Genomic DNA, 18,312 nt, shown 5'->3' with positions numbered 1-18,312 from the left:
GCGTGACCAAGGGCGCGATCTGCAAGGCCATCAAGGACAAGGGCCTGTTCACGCTGGAAGAGGTGCGCAAGCAGACCAAGGCCAGCGCGAGCTGCGGCTCGTGCACTGGCCTGGTCGAGCAGATCCTGATGTTCACCGCCGGCGGCGACTACTCGGCCACGCCCAAGCTCAAGGCCATGTGCGGCTGCACCGACCACGGCCACCAGGCGGTGCGCGATGCGATCCGGCAGAGCAAATACACGAGCACCGGCGCGGTCTTCGCCGGCATGGGCTGGCGCACGCCCAACGGCTGCGCCACCTGCCGCCCGGCGGTGAACTACTACCTGATCAGCACCTGGCCCAAGGAAGCCAAGGACGATCCGCAGAGCCGCTTCATCAACGAGCGCATGCACGCCAACATCCAGAAGGACGGCACCTACAGCGTGATCCCGCGCATGTGGGGCGGCGAGACCACGGCCGACGAACTGCGCCGCATCGCCGATGCGGTGGACAAGTACAAGATCCCCACGGTGAAGGTCACCGGCGGCCAGCGCATCGATTTGCTCGGCGTGAAGAAAGAAGACCTGCAGGCGGTGTGGAACGACATCGGCATGCCCAGCGGCCACGCCTACGCCAAGGCCCTGCGCACGGTGAAGACCTGCGTGGGCAGCGAGTGGTGCCGCATGGGCACGCAGGACAGCACGCAGATGGGCAAGGACCTGGAGCGCGCCATGTGGCGCATGTACGCGCCGCACAAGGTGAAGTTCGCCGTGAGCGGCTGCCCGCGCAACTGCGCCGAGGCCGGCATCAAGGACGTGGGCATCATCGGCGTGGACTCGGGCTGGGAGATGTACGTGGCCGGCAACGGCGGCATCAAGACCGAGGTGGCGCACTTCTTCACCAAGCTCAAGACCGCCGAAGAAGTGCTGGAGTACACCGGTGCCTTCATGCAGCTCTACCGCCTGGAAGGCTGGTACCTGGAGCGGACCGTGCACTACGTGAACCGCGTCGGCCTGGACTACGTGAAGAAAAAGATCCTGGACGATCACGAGGGCCGCAAAGCGCTGTGGGCGGAACTGCAGTTCGCGCTCGACGGTGAACCCGATCCGTGGTTCGAGCACCAGAAGGCGGCGGTGGACACGCGCCAGTTCATTCCGATCAAGCCCGTGGCCATGGAAGGCGTCATCGTATGAACGCGTGGATTCCCATCGCCCGCGTGGACGACATCCCCGTGCTCGGATCGCGCTGCGTGCAACGCGAGCAAGGCCTGGACGTGGCGGTGTTCCGCAACGCGCAGGACGAGGTGTTCGCCCTGCTCGACCGCTGCCCGCACAAGGGCGGCCCGCTGAGCCAGGGCATCGTCTTCGGCACCAGCGTGGCCTGCCCGCTGCACAACTGGACCATCGGCCTGGACAGCGGCTGCGCCAAAGAACCCGACGAGGGCTGCACGCCGAGGTTTGCGGTGAAGGTGGAGGACGGCGTGGTGCACCTGGACGCACAGGAGCTCTCAACCCTCGCCACCGACCTGACACGCCCGCTCGCCGGCCCCCAGCGCAAGACCGCCACCGCATGAACCCGACCACCACCCGCTCGACCTGCCCCTACTGCGGTGTGGGCTGCGGGGTGCTGATCGACAGCGAGGGCAGCCAGATCACCGGCGTGCGCGGCGACCCGGACCACCCGGCGAACTTCGGCCGGCTTTGCACGAAAGGCCAGACGCTGCACCTCACCGCCTCGCCGGCAATCACCCAACAAACGCGTTTGCTGCTGCCCTTGCAACGGGTGGAACGTGGCGGCCCCGCGCAGGCCGTGGGCTGGGACGCTGCACTCGACCTCGCCACCGACCGCTTCGCCGCCACCATCGAACGGCACGGCCCGGACTCGGTCGGCTTCTACATCAGCGGCCAGCTGCTCACCGAGGACTACTACGTTTTCAACAAGCTGGCCAAGGGCCTGATCGGCACCAACAACGTCGACACCAACTCGCGCCTGTGCATGAGCAGCGCGGTGGCCGGCTACAAGCTCACGCTGGGCGCCGATGCGCCGCCCGCCTGCTATGACGACGTGAACCACGCGCAGTGCCTGTTCATCGTCGGCAGCAACGCGGCCTTCGCGCACCCGGTGCTGTTCCGCCGCATCGAAGCAGCGAAGCAGGCCAACCCGGCCATGAAGGTGATCGTGGCCGACCCGCGCCGCACCGACACCGCCGGTTTCGCCGACCTGTTCCTGCCGCTGCAACCCGGCAGCGACGTGATGCTGTTCCACGGCTTGCTGCACGTCATGTTGTGGGAAGGCTGGTTGGATACCGCGTTCATTGCCGCGCACACCACCGGGTTTGACGCGCTCAAGGCCCTGGTCCGGGAGCACACGCCCGAACGCGTGGCGCAAGCGTGTGGCTTGAAAAAGGAAGACCTCTACACCGCTGCCCAATGGTTCGCACAGTCGGCCGCCACGCTCAGCCTGTACTGCCAGGGCCTGAACCAGAGCAGCAGCGGCACCGCGAAAAACGCCACCCTGATCAACCTGCACCTGGCCACCGGCCAGATCGGAAAACCCGGCGCCGGCCCCTTCAGCCTCACCGGTCAGCCCAACGCCATGGGCGGGCGCGAGGTCGGCGGCCTGGCCAACCTGTTGAGCGCCCACCGCGACCTGGCCAACCCGCAGCACCGCGCGGAAGTGGCCGCGCTGTGGGGCGTGCCGAGCGTGCCCGAGAAGCCGGGCAAGAGCGCGGTGGAGATGTTCGAGGCGGCGGCCGACGGCGAGGTCAAGGCGCTGTGGATCGCCTGCACCAACCCGGCCCAGTCCATGCCCGACCAGGCCACCGTGCGCCGCGCGCTGCAGCGCGCCGAGTTCGTCGTGGTGCAGGAGGCCTACGCCACCGCCGCCACCTGCGACTTCGCCGACCTGCTGCTGCCCGCCACCACCTGGGGCGAGAAAGACGGCACCGTGACCAACAGCGAACGCCGCATCAGCCGCGTCCGCCCGGCCGTGCCCGCACCGGGTGAGGCACGGCACGACTGGCGCATCGTCGTGGACTTTGCGAGGCGGCTGGAGAGAGCAAATGGGGTCAGATCCGAATTCAGGACAGCAGCGCCCGATGCCGCCAACAACCTCCAACGAAATTCGGCTCTGACCCCATTTGCGGTGCAGCCGGAGAAGACCCTCTTCCCCTACCAAACCCCCGAAGACATCTGGAACGAACACCGCGAGTCAACAAGAGGACGCGACCTGGACATCACCGGTCTCTCCTACGAAAAACTGGAGAACGAAGGCCCGCAACAATGGCCTATCAAATCCGGCGAGACGCAGGGAAAACAGCGCCTCTACGAAAACGGCGTCTTCCCCACCGTCGATGGCAAAGCCCGCTTCGCTGCCCTGCCCTTCGTCCCGTTGGCCGAACCGCGCGAATCGCGCTACCCGTTCTCGCTCACCACCGGCCGCCTGCGCGACCAGTGGCACGGCATGACGCGCACCGGCACGCTGGGCCGCCTGTTCGGTCATGTGGCCGAGCCGTCCGTGCAACTCAACCCGCAGGACATGGTGCGCCGTGGCCTGAAAGAAGGCGATCTGGTGCACGTGACCAGCAAGCGCGGCGCCATCGTGGTGCCACTGCAGGGCTCGACCGACATCGGCCTGTCGCAGGCCTTCATCGCCATGCACTGGGGCGCCGAGTACCTGAGCGGCATGAGCAGCACCGGCGAGGTGCTCGCGGGTGTGAACGCACTCACCACCTCGGCATACTGCCCGTCCTCAAAACAGCCCGAACTCAAACACGCCGCAGTGAAAGTGCTCAAGGCCGAGCTGCCCTGGACGCTGCTGGCCATGGCCTGGCTGCCCGAGACCGGTGCACTGAGCGCACAGCGGGGCTTGCGCGAACTCATGGCGAAGTTCCCTTTTGCGTCTTGCGTGCCGTTCGGTCGGGAACGCACCGGTGTCTTGTTCCGCGCCGCCGCCCCCGAAGCGCCCGACCCGGCCCTGACCGAGCAGATCGAAGCCCTGCTCGGCCTGAACACGGCGGATGCCTTGCGCTACACCGACAAACGCCTGGGCCAGCACCGCGCCGCACGGCTGGTGCGTGTGGGTGAGGTCACGCAGCTCGACGGCTTTGTGCTGGCCGGCGACACGCGCGCCGAGGCCTGGCTCAAGCCGCTGCTGCAAGACGAACTGCCCGCCGACGCCTACGGCCGCCGCTTGCTCATGCCCGGCGCCCAACCGCCGGTGGCCGTCGAGGCCAAGGGCCGGCAGGTGTGCACCTGCTTCAACGTGACCGACCTGGCCATCACCGACCGGCTGGCCACCTGCGAGGGCAGCGAGGACGCGCGCCTGGCCACACTGCAAACCAGCCTGCACTGCGGCACCAACTGCGGATCGTGTGTGCCCGAACTCAAGCGCCTGGTGCGTGCCACCCCGGCGCTGCTCCCCGCCTGAGCCCTGGCTTTCGACATATAACGCCGGGTCATCAAACTTCCCGGACAATCGCGCGCCATGGGAATCAGCCACTACATCAAGGAAATCGGTCGCGGCAAGGACGGCGCCCGCTCGCTCACGCGCGAGCAGGCCACCGACCTGCTGGGCCAGGTGCTCGACGGCTCGGTGACCGACCTGGAGGTGGGCGGCTTTTGTCTGGCCATGCGCATCAAGGGTGAAACGCCCGACGAGATGGCCGGCTTTCTGGACGCTGCCCACGCCCGCCTGCACCGCCTGCCCGACAACGGCCTCACCACCGTGGTGCTGCCCAGCTACAACGGTGCGCGCAAGCTGCCGGTGCTCACGCCCCTGCTGGCGTTGCTGCTGGCGCGCCAGGGTGTGCCGGTGCTGGTGCACGGCACGGCCACCGAAGACAAACGTGTGTTCGCCGGTCGTGTTTTCACCGAGCTCGGCGTGTTGCCGGCCACCCAGGTGCCCAAGCTGGCGTCGGGGCACGTGGCCTTTGTGCCCACGGAGGTGCTGTGCCCCGGCCTCAAGCGCCTGCTCGATGTGCGCCGTGCGGTCGGCCTGCGCAACCCGGCGCACAGCCTGGTCAAGCTCATGAACCCGTGTGCGGGCCAGGCCTTCATCGTGGGCAGCTACACCCACCCCGAATACGCCGGTTCCATGGCCGCCACCTGGACACTCACCGGCGCACACGCGATGCTGCTGCGCGGTACCGAAGGCGAGCCCGTAGCCGATGCGCGCCGCACACCGCGCATGGAAATTTTTCGCGACGGCGAGCGCACCGAGGTGCAGCCACAGCAAGACGGCCCGCTCGCGCAGCTGCCTTCGTTGCCCTCGGTGGACGCCGCGCGCACCGCGGCCTACATCCGCGCCGTGCTCGACGGTTCGTTGCCCATTCCCACGCCGATCGCACTGCAGGTGGAACACATCTTGCGAGCGCTTGAGCACCATGATTCCCCAGCCCATGCACACGCCCTCTGAGTTCCTGCCCGGTACCGTCTCGCTCGTGGGCGCCGGCCCGGGCGATCCGGAGTTGCTCACGCTCAAAGCGGTCAAGGCCATCAGCGCGGCCACCGTGTTGCTGGTCGACGATCTGGTGAGCGATGCGGTGCTGGCCCACGCATCACCGCGTGCGCGCATCGTGCATGTGGGCAAGCGCGGCGGCTGCAAGAGCACGCCGCAGGCCTTCATTGAAAAGCTCATGGTCATGGCCGCAGGCGAAGGCGAGGTGGTGGTGCGCCTCAAGGGCGGTGACCCCTTCATCTTCGGACGTGGCGGTGAAGAGGTGGAAGCGCTGCGCGCCGCCGGCATCGAGGTGCAGGTGGTCAACGGCATCACCGCCGGCCTGGCCAGCCTCACCTCGCTGGGTGTGCCGCTCACCCACCGCGAACACGCGCACGGCGTGGTGTTCGTCACCGGCCACGCCAAGCCCGGCGACAGCGGCACCGACTGGCCGGCCCTGGCCGCCACCGCGCGCGACGCCAAGCTCACGCTGGTGATCTACATGGGCGTGAGTGGCTCGCAGCAGATCCAGACCGAACTGCTCACCGGCCTGCCGGCCCACACACCGGTGGCCGTGATCCAGCACGCCACGCTGCCCCAACAACGCCACGCCGTCACCACGCTGGGGCAATTGCGCGCCACCATCGAGCACGAAGGGCTGGGCAGTCCGGCGGTGATCGTGGTGGGCGATGTGGTGAGCGGCATCGCCGCTCTTCAGGCGCCGCTGCCGCTCGCCCGCACGGCCTGAACCCGCGCGCCAGGCGCCGCTACACTGCCGCAGCCGCGCCCCCGTCGGGGCGCTCCGGAGCCCTCTGCATGCTCAAAAAACTCAACCAGTTCACCGAAGGCCACGGTGCCCTGCGACCGGGTCGGGGCCTTGTCACCGGGGCCATCGCCCTGTCCTTGGCCATCCTGTGTTTCCTCGGTGTGATGGCGTTTCACTTTCCGCAGTACCTCACCACCCCCCAGCTGCGCCAGCAGTACGACGTGGGCCTCATGCGGCAGCTGCTCTTCGGGGGCATGGTGATCGCTGGTGGCCTGAGCCTGGTGAACGTGCTGTTCAACCGCGCGCGCTGGCTCTCGGCCTTCGCGTTTGCGCTGGTCACGCTCAGCGCGTTGCTGGGCGGGCACCAGGTCGAGGTGGATCCGAACTTCCCCGACCACACCCCCTACATCGGCATGGACTGGTTCATCCTCGACCTGCTGGGTTCGGCGCTGATCTTCATCTTCATTGAAAAGCTGTTCGCCCTGCGCAAGGACCAGCCGGTGTTCCGCCCCGAGTGGCAGACCGACTTTCACCACTTCATCGTCAACCACCTGGTGATCGGCTTCATGCTGCTGGCCACCAACCTGCTGGTGCACAACATCTTCGGCTGGGTGCCGGTGGACGGCGTGCGCGGCTGGATCGCGGCGCTGCCGTTCTGGGCTGCGCTGCCGCTGATCATCCTCGTGGCCGACCTCGCGCAGTACTGGACACACCGCGCCTACCACGAGGTGCCCCTGCTCTGGCGCCTGCACGCGGTGCACCACAGCACCCAACACATGGACTGGATGGCCGGTTCGCGCCAACACATCCTGGAGACCATCATCACGCGCACGCTGGTGCTCGGGCCCATCTACCTGCTGGGCTTTTCCAAGGAAGTGATCGACGCCTACATCATCGTGGTGGGCTTCCAGGCCGTGTTCAACCACGCCAACGTGAGCGTGCGCCTGGGCCCGCTGCGCTACCTCATCGTCACGCCCAACTTCCACCACTGGCACCACAGCCAGGACGCGGATGCGATCGACAAGAACTACGCCGCGCACTACGCCTTTCTCGACCACCTGTTCGGCACCGCCGTCAACAGCCCCAAGGTCTGGCCCGAGCGCTACGGCGTGCTGGGCGACTACGTGCCGAAGGGTTTTTTGAAGCAGCTCGCGTTTCCCTTCACCTGGAAAGGCTGAGCGCGCCACGCTGGTGCGCAACGCGCGGGCTGGGCACGCACAGCCGTGGCCCGGCGATTGCTTGGTGTTCGGCATGACCACACTCGCCGCTCCCAACACCGCCGTTCAGCGCACCGACACGCCGGCCCACATCGCGGGCCTCTCGCTGGTGAACCTCGCGGCGCGCCAGCGCATGCTGTCGCAACGCATGATCCTGCAGACCGTGCTCGCTGCGCAGGGCGATGGGGTTCGGCTGCAAGCCGCCCAGCGCAGCCTGCAGATCTTCACCGAAAGTCAGCGGCATCTGCTGGACGCCGGTGCACATCTCGAGCCCGCCAGCGCCCGCCAAATCAACGACACCTACCAGGGCCCACGCGGGGTCGGCCCCGTGGTTCAGGACTTCATGCAACTCGTGCGCAGTGCACTCGACCAGATCGGAGCCGCCAACCCGCGCGCGGGGGCGACCACCGCCGAGCTGGTCGGTCACACCGACCGCATTCTCGAAGCCCTCAACACCGCCACCACGGCCTTCGACGAAGTCGCCAAGGCCCGTTCCGACGCCATGATGAAAGAGCTCGCCGGCATCGTGGACGACATCCAGAGCGTGGCCAAGGAAGCGAAAGTGGTGAGCTTCAACGCGCAGGTGATCGCCGCGCGGGCCGGGCAACACGGCCGCGAATTCGCGGTAGTGGCCAACGTGCTGTCGGACATCACCGGGGAAATCGACCGTCTCACCCGCAAGGCGGCCGTGCTGGCGGAGCGAAGCCGAAGCAACGGCTGAACGCCGGGGCGCCTACACTGCGCGCCATGCAAAACTTCGACGCCATCGTCATCGGCGCTGGCGCCGCCGGCCTCTTCTGTGCCGGTATCGCCGGTCAACGAGGCCTGCGGGTGCTCGTGCTCGACCACAGCGAGAAGGTGGCCGAAAAGATCCGCATCTCGGGCGGCGGGCGCGCCAATTTCACCAACCGCGACCTCGACCCCCACGCGCCGCACAAGCACTTCATCAGCGCCAACCCGAACTTCTGCCGCTCGGCGCTATCGCGCTACACGCCTGCCAATTTCATCGGGCTGCTGCAGCGGCACGGCATTGCCTTTCATGAAAAGCACAAAGGCCAGCTGTTCTGCGACCGCTCGGCCGAAGACCTGATCGAGATGCTGCTGCGCGAGTGCGATGCGGGCGGCGTGCAGCGCTGGCAACCTTGTGGCGTGAAGGCCATTCGGGTGGACGGCGACGGCGTGTACGAGCTCGACACCGACCGCGGCCCGGTGCGCAGCCGCTCCGTGGTGGTGGCCACCGGCGGCCTGTCCATCCCCAAGATTGGTGCCACCGACTTCGGCTTTCGGCTGGCGAAGCAGTTCGGCTTGCGCCTGGTCGAGCCACGTCCGGGCCTGGTGCCCATGACCTTCGACGGCGACCATTGGTCGCCATACGCCGAGCTGTCCGGTCTGGCGCTGCCTGTGCGCATCGAGACCGGTCAGAAAAAAACGCAGATGGCATTTCTGGAAGACCTGCTCTTCACCCACCGTGGCCTCTCCGGCCCGGCCGTGCTGCAGATCTCCAGCTACTGGCAAGAAGGCACGCCGATCCGCCTCAACCTGGCGCCCGACGCCGACCTGCCCGCTGCCCTGGCGCGCGCCAAGGCCTCTTCCCGCAAACTGCTGGTCAACGAACTCGCCGGCCTCGTGCCCAGCCGCCTGGCCGACGCCTGGGTCCAGCAGGACGCCGACTGGCAACGGCCGGTGGCCGAAGCGTCCGACAAGGCCCTGACCCGGCTGGCCGAGCGCCTCTCCCGCTGGGAAATCACCCCCACCGGCACCGAGGGCTACAAAAAAGCCGAAGTGACGCTGGGCGGGGTGGACACACGCGATCTCTCGTCGCAAACCCTGGAATCGAAGCAACCGGGCCTGTATTTCATTGGCGAGGTGGTGGATGTGACCGGCTGGCTGGGCGGTTACAACTTCCAGTGGGCCTGGGCGAGTGCGCATGCGTGCGCGCTGGCTCTGGGTAGCCAATCGGATTGAAGTGGCTATAATCCAAGGCTTTGCTGGCAAATCCCCGTCTGCCAATACTAGTTAACGACGGGGCATTTTGCGGATACGACGCTTGGGCCCGATCTTCCCGAACATCCTCTTTCCGCGCATTCTGGACATTTCTCGCCCATGACGACCATCCGTGTAAAAGACAACGAACCCTTCGACGTCGCTCTGCGCCGTTTCAAGCGCACCATCGAAAAGCTCGGCTTGCTGACCGACCTGCGCGCCCGTGAGTTTTACGAAAAGCCCACCGCCGAGCGCAAGCGCAAGAAGGCCGCCGCCGTCAAGCGCCACTACAAGCGTGTGCGCTCGATGCAGCTGCCCAAGAAGCTGTACTGAGTCTGTGCCGCCGGGTTCGCCCGGTTGCCCAAAAGCCCGCTGGAAGACGTTCAAGCGGGCTTTTTTGTTTCCTGAACATTCTCTTCACCACCCACAGGAGTCCCCATGAGCCTCAAGGAACAGATCACCGAAGACATGAAGGCCGCCATGCGCGCCAAGGACAGCGAGCGCCTGGGCACCATCCGTCTGCTTATCTCAGCGATAACCATGAAGCAGAAGGAAGTGGACGACCGCGTGGAGCTCGACGACGCCATGGTGGTCGCCATCGTCGACAAGCTGATCAAGCAGCGCAAGGACAGCATCGAAGCCTTCACCAAGGCCGAGCGCATGGACCTGGCCGACAAGGAAAGCGCCGAGCTGAAGGTGTTGCAGGCCTACCTGCCCGCACGCCTCTCGGCCGAAGAGGTGACTGCCGAAGTGAAGGCCATCGTGGCCGAGCTCGGCGCAACCGGTCCCGGCGACATGGGCAAGGTCATGGGCGCGGTGAAAACACGCCTGGCCGGCAAGGCCGACATGGGCATGGTGTCAGCGGCGGTCAAGGCTGCGCTGGCTGGCTGACCCAAAACCGGGCTCCGGCGCAAGCTTCAGAACCAGGCGCAGCGCGCGGGCCGCTGCGCAGCGCATCGAATGCCCAAGGGCTCACGGCGGGTCAACGCGCGTGGTCAGCAGGATGCTCCCGCTCCCCGCAGAAGAGATCGACACCGTTCGACCGTCGGTGGTGACGCTCACGGTGGGCACAACCCCCTGCCAGGAAGCCGCCAGATTCGGATGGGCGCGCACCTGGAAGTACGCCCGGCTCTTCGAGTCCAACAACATGACATGGGCGGGGTTGCCCGCCAGTTCGGTGCGTGTGATCGCCACGTCGCTGGCCTCGTTGAACTGCATGCCCAACGGTGTTCCCACGTTGACCCAGCCACCCCAGTTCCCGTCCGGATCCCGAAGCACCTGTTTGACGATGCCCTGGGTCGTGATGACCAGCAGGTTCGTGTTGAGATCGTCCGAGGAAGCGATGGCCAGCGCCTGTGTGTCCAACGTTTGCGCACCGGGCACCTGCGAAAAGGGTGTCCAGTTGCCCGCCGGCCAACGGACCCGGTGAAACACGCTGCCGCCCACCAGACCGTTGGCGATCACCTGCGCGTTGCCCGCTGAACTGGCCGAACTTCCATTGATGGCGATGGCGACATCGCGAGCCTGGAAATCGGGAGACCCCGAGAAGCCGTCCAGGCGGCTGAAACCGGACCAGGTGCCGTTGGGGTACTGCAGGGCGTGGGCCACCGTGTTGTCGCCGGCGATGGTGATGGCCACCTGGAAACTGCCGTCCCTGGCCGCCGCGATGGCGAGTTTTTTCGCGCTCACACCATCGGGGTTGCCCGACAAGCCGGGGATCACCGTGAAAGGGCCCCACACAGGATTGCCGCCCGAGGGATTGGCCTTCAGCGTGCGGGCATGGACGCGTCCATTGGACCCCACCGCCACCGCCTGCGCCAGCACACCGCTGGCCACGGGTTCGGGCACAAGGGCGATGGCGCATTGGTCTGCGTAGGCATCCACATCGTCGGCCAGCACCCCGCCACCGCCCTCCGGCGTGCTGGCAAAACAGTTCTTCGGCACCCGACCCCAATCCACGTTACCGACGGCGGTGGGCCAGGTGAACGTGGTGGGGACGCCGGCGGGGGCACGGGTCGCCAATTGAGACCCGTTCGAAGCGATACCACCAGCGATGAGCGTGCCATCTGGGGAGATGGCGTTGGTCCCTGTGAAGGTATTGTCAGGCGGCAACACGCGATAGCCTGTCCCGTCTGGCCTGATTTCTGCAAGACCCTGGTAGCCCTGACTTCCACCAAAGACGATCTTCTTTCCGTCCGGCGCCCAGGAAGGCATGTGGCCTGGATGAATCGGATTCGACAGCGGGTTCACCATGTCCGCCACGTAGACGTAGCCGGTCCCGGCGAAGACAAACGCGTCGCTCGACGGTGACCAATCCATCCCGTACAGCGCCTCCGTCAACGCGCGGACGCGGATTTTGTCGGTGCCATCCGCCCTCATGGTCCAGAGGTCCGCCATGGCGAGTGTGGATGCGGCCACCGTGTAGGCCAACCTGGTTCCGTCGGAGAACCACGCCACCGCGGTCGCCACCGGGGTTTCGGTCAACTTGACGACGCCGGAGCCGTCGATGTTCATCACGTAAACGTCTTTGAGGTCTCTGTACTTGCCCCTCAGAAACGCCACTTTTTTCCCGTTGGGCGACACCTTGGGCGCGTATCCCTGGGTCAGCATGGTGACGGTGCTGCTGCCGGGCGAGACCCTGCCGATGATGGATTCCGACCCACCGCTGTTGAACACGATGACGCCGTTCTCGCCGGGGAACGTGGCCTGGGCTTGCCCGATGAACCCACCCATCGCCGCAGTTGCTGCGAGCACCTGCAGGTGGCGCCACAGCCGATCAAAACGCCTGCCGACTTTCGCGCGACCTGCGGCGCCCATGGAAGAACCTGCTGGTGACATGACACCCTCCCGAAGTTGTGAGGGAATCGACCGTATCGACGATGCCGCCGGATCGCAATAACGCCTCGGCAGTAGCAGCGCCGCAAGAGGCTGAGGGTCGGGTCAACGCCTCATGCCCCCGCCTCGCTGCGCTCAGCGCAGGGTCAGCGCGGTTCCCGCCACGGCCAGCGCAGCGCCCGCCCAGGCGCCCCAGGCGGGACGGCGCCTGTACACCAACCAGAGCGCGGGCAGGATCAGGATCGGTGTCACCGACGACAGAATGGCCACCAGCCCTGCCTGGCCGTGCTTCATGGCCTGCAGGATCAGCGTCATGCCCAGCGCCATCGCGACGGCGGCGCTGGCGAAGGTCAGGGCCGCATCCTGCAGTCGGACGCGGGCCTGGGCACGGGCACCAGCCCAGCCGCAAGCCAGCAGCGCCACATGGGACAGCAAGGCCGTGCTCATGCGCACCGCCGAGCCCGCCACGGCATCGATGCCCGTGGTCATGAGCGGCTTGAGCATCAGCGTGGCCACCGACTGGCACAGCGCCGCCAGCAGTCCCAGCGCGACCCCCACCACCAGGCGGCCCCGGGTCTGCTCCCAGCCGTGTTGTTCATCGCCGCGTCGGCCCCACACGATGGCCAGCATCACACCACTCACGAGCAATCCACTGCCCACCAGCGACCAGCCCCACAAATTTTCGCCCAGCACCATCCACGCGATCAATGCCGAAAACAGGGCGTGCGTGGCAAACAACACGCCCGAGCGGCGCGGTCCGAGCCGGTTCATGCAGGCGAACAGCGCGGTGTCGCCAATGAAGATACCGATCACGCCGGACACCGCCAGCAGCCCGATGGCGGACGCGTGCAAGCCGCGCCAGCCGCCGGTGGACAGGGCAATGCACCACAAGATGAGGCTGGCAAACAGCATGCGCCAGCGGCTGAAGGCAAACGCGCCCAAGCGCTGCGCCGCGGGCGCCGAAAAGAGGCTGGCGATCGCCCAGCAGCCCGCCGCGAGCAGGGCGAGGGCCTCGGGGCGCATGGTGAATTCGGGGTGGCCGGTGGCCGTCGACTACATCAGCTGCCGGCGATCTTCATCCGGTTGACCAGGATCGAGCCCACCGTCTTGGCGCCGAAGTTGTACGCATCCGCACCCACCGCCTCGATGCCTTGAAACATGTCTTTCAAGTTGCCGGCGATGGTGATCTCGTGCACCGGGTAAGCGATCTCGCCGTTCTCCACCCAGTAGCCCGAGGCGCCGCGCGAATAGTCGCCGGTCACGTAGTTCACGCCCTGGCCCATGAGCTCGGTGACCATCAGACCGCGGCCGAGCTTCTGGAGCATGGCGCGCAGGTCGTCACCGGGCTGCGTGAGGCGGCTGGTGAGCGTGAGGTTGTGCGAACCGCCCGCGTTGCCGGTGGTGCGCATGCCGAGCTTGCGCGCCGAGTAGGTGGACAGAAAGTAGCCCTGCACCTTGCCGGCCGACACCACCTTGCGCTTGGCCGTGCGCACGCCTTCATCGTCGAACGGCGAGCTTCCCTTGCCGTTGCGCAGGTGAGGGTCTTCGAGAATGTCGATGTGTTTGGCCAGCACGCGCTTGCCCAGGCTGTTGGGCAAAAAGGTGGTGTTGCGGTAGAGCGCGCCGCCGCTGGTGGCCTGCACGTAGGCGCCCAGCAGGCCGGCGGCCATGGGCGACTCGAACAGCACCGGGCATTCGGTGGTGGCGATCTTGCGGCCGTTCAGGCGCGCGAGGGTGCGTTCGGCGGCGTAGCGGCCCACGGCCTGCGGAGAAGCCAGGTCTTGCGGCGAACGCTGCGAGCTGTACCAATAGTCGCGCTGCATGTTGGCGCCTTTGCCTGCGATGGGTGCCACCGACAGGCTGTGGCGCGAGCTGGCGTAACCGCCGCTGAAGATGCCGGCACCCGAGCGCGCACCGTCGCGCATGTGGGCGGTGAAAAAGTGCGACTGCTGGGCCGACACGCCGGCGCCTTCGCTGTTGTTGATCTTCTTGCTGGTGGCAAAGGCCGCGGCTTCGCATTCCAGCGCGATGCGCATGGCCTCTTCGGAGTTCAGCGCCCAGGGGTGGAACAGGTCAAGGTCGAGGTAGCTGTCGGCCACATCGGCCACGTCGGGCAGGCCGGCCATGGGGTCTTCGGCGGTGAAGCGGGCGATGTCATAAGCGGCCTGCACCGTCTGGCGCACCGCAGCGGCGGAGAAATCGGAGGTGGACGCGTTGCCGCGTTTCTGGCCCAGGTACACCGTGACGCCGAGCGACTTGTCGCGGTTGCGCTCCACGTTCTCCAGCTCGCCCTTGCGCACCGACACGCTCAGGCCAGCGCCTTCGGACACCTCGGCGGCGGCATCGGCCGCGCCGAGCTGTTGGGCGTGCGACAGGGCGAGATCGACCAGCTCTTCAAACTGGCTGCGGGCGTACTGGAAACCGGGGAGCGGGGCGTTGGCCGAGCTTGAGGCGGTGGGCTGGGCCGGGGTGTGGGGGGCATTTTTCATATCGACGGCTATGATACTGGCCGCCCTACCCGGGCGCTGCATCGCGCGCAGATGCCCATGCTGCCCAGCGTGCAGCCCTCCCCTTTTGAGACCCCACATGTCCCGCAAACCCACCAAAGGCTATTTCGTCCGCGGCCAGTTCGTCGCCCTGGGCAGCGAGCTGGACCTGGAACTCAAGCGCGAGCTCAAGGGTTCCGACGACATGAGCAAGACCGATCTCAAAAAGTACAGCGATCGGCTGCAACAGCTCGGCGAGAGCCTGCTCACGCTGCGCGCCGACCTGATGAAGCGGCTCGACCTGTCGGAGAAACTGGTGGACGCGGTCAACGACTGCAAGAAAATCACCAACTTTGAAGGCCGCCGCCGCCAGATGCAGTACATCGGCAAGCTCATGCGCGGCGTGAGCGAAGCCACGCTGGCCGAGGTGGAAGCCGCACTGGACGAGCAGAACAAGGGGTCCGCCAAAGGCACCTTGTCGCTGCACCTGGCCGAACAATGGCGCGACCAACTCATCGCCAACGACGACGCGCTCACGCGCTGGCTGGAACAGGCGCCGGACACCGACGTGCAACAACTGCGCGCGCTGATCCGCCAGGCCCGCAAGGACGCGCAGGCCAACGAGGCGCTGGAGCGCGCCGGTGAAGCGGTGCGCCACGGCAAGGCCTACCGCGAAATTTTCCAGCTGGTCAAGGCCGCGTTGAACCAGGGCTCGGACGAACCCGATGCGCCGGTGGAAGAAGACCCCGCATGAACGAAACCACCCGTCCACAAGAAGACCCGGTGCGCATCGGCATCGTGTCCATCAGCGACCGCGCCAGCACCGGTGTGTACGAAGACAAGGGGCTGCCCGCGCTGCAGGAGTGGCTCACGCGCGCGCTCAAAAACCCCATCACCTTCGAGCCCCGCCTGATCCCCGACGAGGTGGAGCGCATCAGCGCCACGCTGATCGAGTTGGTCGAGGCGGGCTGCTCACTCGTGCTCACCACCGGCGGCACCGGCCCGGCGCTGCGCGACGTGACGCCCGAGGCCACGCTGGCCGTGGCGCACAAGGAGATGCCGGGCTTTGGCGAACAGATGCGCCAGATCAGCCTGACCTTTGTGCCCACTGCCATCCTCTCGCGCCAAGTGGCCGTGATCCGCGACCAGAGCCTGATCCTGAACCTGCCAGGCCAGCCCAAGGCGATTGCCGAAACGCTGGAAGGTTTGAAGAACGCCGACGGCTCGCAGAAGGTCAACGGCATCTTTGCCGCCGTGCCCTACTGCATCGACCTCATCGGCGGGCCCTACCTCGAAACCAACGACGAGGTCTGCAAGGCCTTCCGCCCCAAATCCGCCATGCGCCCTGCGCGCTGAACCTGTTTGCGAGACACAACATGAAGATCACCAAAGACACCATCGTCACCCTCACCTTCCGCGCCACCGATGCCCAGGGCAAGGTGCTCGAAGACGGCAAGGAGCCGCGCGCGTATTTGCACGGCGGCTACGGCAACACGCTGCCGGGCATCGAGAAGGCGCTGGAAGGCCAGGAGCCCGGCTTCGCCGCCACGCTGGTGCTGCCGCCCGAAGACGCGTTCGGCGTGCGCGACGAGAGCCTGGTGACCACCATGCCCAAGCGCGACTTTCCACCGGGCGTGAAGGTCGGCGGTCAGCTCGAAGGCAGCGACGACAAAGGCCAGCAGCACGTGTTCACCGTGATGAAGATCAAGGGCGACACGGTGCACCTGGACGGCAACCACCCCATGGCCGGGCAGACACTGAAGTTCGCCGTCAAGGTGGTGGATGTGAAAGCGGCGAGTGCGGAAGAGATTTCACACGGCCATGCGCACGGCGCGCACGGACATCATCATTGAACACCCCCGCGCCGCGCCTGCGGCGCGTCACCCCCTCAAGGGGGCGATGCCTGTGGCCTGGCAGAGCCAGTTCCACGGCATCCTTGATCACAGACACGTCGCGCCGGAGGGGGAGTTGTCCAAGGGCATCGCGGAACCGGCTTTGCCGGGCCGCAGATGCCGCCCCCTTGAGGGGGTGACGCGCCGCAGGCGCGGCGCGGGGGTGTTCTCTATTTCCCGATCAGCTGGTTGAGCTTGTCGGCTTCAAAGCACTCTTCGCGCGCCGCGTCTTTGGGCACGCAGTCGCCATCACGCGACGACTGAGACAGCTTTTCGATCGCGCACCACAGCAGCGCGATCTGGTGCTCCTGACTCGCGGTGGTGTCGATCAGTCCGCGCATGGCCTGTGAGAGCGGATCGTCTTCCTGGGTGATGCCGTAGGCCTGGAACTTCGGGTCGGTCACGTCGGCGCTCTCGCCGGTTTTGCTGGGGATGATGCGGGCCGGGATGCCCACCGCCGTGGCGCCCGCCGGCACCGGCTTGATCACCACCGCGTTGCTGCCGATCTTGGCGCCGTCGCCCACCAGAAAACCACCCAGCACCTTGGCGCCCGCGCTCACCACCACGTCCTTGCCCAGCGTGGGGTGGCGCTTGGTGCCCTTGTAGAGCGAGGTGCCGCCCAGCGTCACGCCCTGGTAGATGGTGCAGCCATCACCGATCTCGGCGGTTTCACCCACCACCACGCCCATGGCGTGGTCGAAGAACACGCGCTCTCCCACCTTGGCGCCGGGGTGGATCTCGATGCCGGTGGCGAACCGCGCGACGTGCGAGATGAAACGGCCCATCCACTTGAAGCCGTGGTTCCAGCACCAGTGGGCCGGGCGGTGCAGCCAGACCGCGTGCAGGCCGGGGTAGCAGGTGACGACTTCAAACACGCTGCGCGCAGCGGGGTCGCGGTCTAGAACACACTGGATGTCGGAGCGGAGGCGGGCAAACATGGCGGCAGTCTAGCGCCTGGCCTTGTCGGCCACCTGCAGCATCGCCTTGGCAACACCTCGCAAGATGTGGATTTCTTCCTCGCTGGGAGCAGCGCGGTTGAAAAGCTGGTTCAGGCGCGGCATGAGCTTCTTGGGCGCCGCCGGGTCCAGAAAGTCCACGGCCACCAGCGCCTGCTCCAGGTGCGTCAGCATGCCGCCGATGGCCTGCGCGTCGGCCTGCTGGCGTGGCGGCGCGGGTGGTAGCGGCGCAAAACCTCCGAGCGCCTGGCGCCAGTCGTAGGCGATCAGCTGCACCGCCGCCGCGAGGTTGAGCGAACCGAAATCGGGCGCGGTGGGGATGCTGAGCGCCGCGTGGCAGCGGTACACGTCTTCGTTGCGCATGCCGAAGCGCTCCGAGCCAAACAGGAAAGCCACGCCCTCGGGCGGCTCGGGTGTGGCCAGCAGAGTCTCGAAGTGTTCGCGCGGCGCCAGCGTGGGCGGGCCGAAGTCGCGCGGCGTCATGGCGGTGGCGCACAGGTGGGTCACGCCGTCGAGTGCTTCGTCCAGCGTGTCGACGACGCGCGTCCTGGCCAGCACGTCGTTGGCGCCGCTGGCGCGCTGGATGGTTTCTTCGCGCCTGAGCACGTTGGCCCAGCGCGGCTGCACCAGCACCAGGTCGTCAAAACCCATCACTTTCAGGGCGCGGGCCACGCCGCCGACGTTACCGGCGTGACTGGTCTGGATCAATACAAAACGGGTGCGCATGCTGGGGTGTGGAGGTGGCGGTAAAATCTCGCACAT

18 protein-coding genes are annotated in these 18,312 nt (G+C 66.7%); 13 read left to right on the top strand and 5 right to left on the bottom strand.

Translation table 11 applies throughout. From position 1 onward, the window contains the following. The 10 genes from Q1W68_RS05000 to Q1W68_RS04955 form a co-directional block, all read left to right on the top strand. Window positions 1–1,172, top strand: a 1,172-nt coding sequence (locus Q1W68_RS05000) for a (2Fe-2S)-binding protein (RefSeq protein WP_300715745.1), incomplete at its 5' end; no start/stop codon positions are given. Further along, a complete protein-coding gene (gene nirD / locus Q1W68_RS04995; RefSeq protein ID WP_300649306.1) occupies window positions 1,169–1,552 on the top strand; it encodes a nitrite reductase small subunit NirD in 384 nt (127 codons plus the stop codon). The genes Q1W68_RS05000 and nirD, both read left to right, overlap by 4 nt. Further along, window positions 1,549–4,407 carry a nitrate reductase gene (locus Q1W68_RS04990; RefSeq protein ID WP_300715743.1) on the top strand — a complete coding sequence of 953 codons (2,859 nt, stop codon included), beginning with the start codon at window positions 1,549–1,551 and terminating at the stop codon, window positions 4,405–4,407. Before nirD ends, Q1W68_RS04990 begins: the two co-directional genes overlap by 4 nt. Before the next feature lie 57 nt (window positions 4,408–4,464). Then, window positions 4,465–5,394: a DNA-binding protein YbiB gene (gene ybiB, locus Q1W68_RS04985; protein ID WP_300715742.1), complete on the top strand. Its 930-nt coding sequence runs from the start codon at window positions 4,465–4,467 to the stop codon at window positions 5,392–5,394. Then, a complete protein-coding gene (cobA, locus tag Q1W68_RS04980; protein WP_300715741.1) occupies window positions 5,378–6,163 on the top strand; it encodes a uroporphyrinogen-III C-methyltransferase in 786 nt (261 codons plus the stop codon). Before ybiB ends, cobA begins: the two co-directional genes overlap by 17 nt. 68 nt (window positions 6,164–6,231) lie before the next feature. Continuing rightward, window positions 6,232–7,359, top strand: a complete 1,128-nt coding sequence (locus tag Q1W68_RS04975) for a sterol desaturase family protein (protein ID WP_300715740.1) — start codon at window positions 6,232–6,234, stop codon at window positions 7,357–7,359. A 73-nt stretch (window positions 7,360–7,432) separates the two neighbouring features. Next, window positions 7,433–8,119 carry a methyl-accepting chemotaxis protein gene (locus Q1W68_RS04970; protein ID WP_300652350.1) on the top strand — a complete coding sequence of 229 codons (687 nt, stop codon included), beginning with the start codon at window positions 7,433–7,435 and terminating at the stop codon, window positions 8,117–8,119. Between the two features lie 26 nt (window positions 8,120–8,145). After that, window positions 8,146–9,363, top strand: coding sequence for an NAD(P)/FAD-dependent oxidoreductase (locus Q1W68_RS04965; protein WP_300715739.1), 1,218 nt, complete (start codon window positions 8,146–8,148; stop codon window positions 9,361–9,363). Window positions 9,364–9,501: 138 nt separating this feature from the next. Further along, entirely contained in the window at window positions 9,502–9,714 is a 213-nt protein-coding gene (gene rpsU / locus Q1W68_RS04960) for a 30S ribosomal protein S21 (protein ID WP_056273869.1), read from the top strand. 105 nt (window positions 9,715–9,819) lie between these two features. After that, window positions 9,820–10,272, top strand: coding sequence for a GatB/YqeY domain-containing protein (locus tag Q1W68_RS04955; RefSeq protein ID WP_300658383.1), 453 nt, complete (start codon window positions 9,820–9,822; stop codon window positions 10,270–10,272). An 81-nt stretch (window positions 10,273–10,353) separates the two neighbouring features. Here Q1W68_RS04955 and Q1W68_RS04950 read toward each other — a convergent pair whose 3' ends face one another. The 3 genes from Q1W68_RS04950 to pmbA all read right to left on the bottom strand — a co-directional run bounded on the left by Q1W68_RS04950 (window position 10,354) and on the right by pmbA (window position 14,705). Further along, complete coding sequence (locus tag Q1W68_RS04950) at window positions 10,354–12,198, bottom strand: hypothetical protein (RefSeq protein ID WP_300653257.1); 1,845 nt, start codon at window positions 12,196–12,198, stop codon at window positions 10,354–10,356. A gap of 153 nt (window positions 12,199–12,351) precedes the next feature. After that, on the bottom strand, window positions 12,352–13,239 hold the full coding sequence (locus Q1W68_RS04945) for a DMT family transporter (protein ID WP_300653259.1): 888 nt from the start codon (window positions 13,237–13,239) through the stop codon (window positions 12,352–12,354). Between the two features lie 35 nt (window positions 13,240–13,274). Next, on the bottom strand, window positions 13,275–14,705 hold the full coding sequence (gene pmbA, locus Q1W68_RS04940) for a metalloprotease PmbA (protein WP_300715738.1): 1,431 nt from the start codon (window positions 14,703–14,705) through the stop codon (window positions 13,275–13,277). A 97-nt stretch (window positions 14,706–14,802) separates the two neighbouring features. On the opposite strand from pmbA, the gene yjgA reads away from it, so the two are divergent. The 3 genes from yjgA to Q1W68_RS04925 are packed head-to-tail and all read left to right on the top strand — an operon-like array spanning window position 14,803 to window position 16,555. Next, window positions 14,803–15,456 (top strand): ribosome biogenesis factor YjgA, encoded by a 654-nt coding sequence (yjgA, locus tag Q1W68_RS04935; protein WP_300649712.1) that lies wholly within the window; start codon window positions 14,803–14,805, stop codon window positions 15,454–15,456. Further along, on the top strand, window positions 15,453–16,058 hold the full coding sequence (mog, locus tag Q1W68_RS04930; RefSeq protein WP_300715737.1) for a molybdopterin adenylyltransferase: 606 nt from the start codon (window positions 15,453–15,455) through the stop codon (window positions 16,056–16,058). Before yjgA ends, mog begins: the two co-directional genes overlap by 4 nt. Before the next feature lie 20 nt (window positions 16,059–16,078). Next, window positions 16,079–16,555, top strand: a complete 477-nt coding sequence (locus Q1W68_RS04925; RefSeq protein WP_056273892.1) for a peptidylprolyl isomerase — start codon at window positions 16,079–16,081, stop codon at window positions 16,553–16,555. A 209-nt stretch (window positions 16,556–16,764) separates the two neighbouring features. Here the strand turns inward: Q1W68_RS04925 and cysE are convergent, their stop codons facing one another. After that, a complete protein-coding gene (gene cysE / locus Q1W68_RS04920) occupies window positions 16,765–17,532 on the bottom strand; it encodes a serine O-acetyltransferase (RefSeq protein WP_300715736.1) in 768 nt (255 codons plus the stop codon). A 9-nt stretch (window positions 17,533–17,541) separates the two neighbouring features. Further along, entirely contained in the window at window positions 17,542–18,276 is a 735-nt protein-coding gene (locus Q1W68_RS04915) for an RNA methyltransferase (protein WP_300715735.1), read from the bottom strand. Between the last annotated feature and the right edge of the window lie 36 nt (window positions 18,277–18,312).

Origin of the sequence: Hydrogenophaga sp., from assembly GCF_030158645.1 — a bacterium.
In the GTDB taxonomy this organism is placed as follows: Bacteria; Pseudomonadota; Gammaproteobacteria; order Burkholderiales; family Burkholderiaceae_C; genus Hydrogenophaga.
The sequence above is the reverse complement of the archived record's forward strand: the minus strand, read 5'-3'. Positions and strand labels throughout refer to the sequence as shown.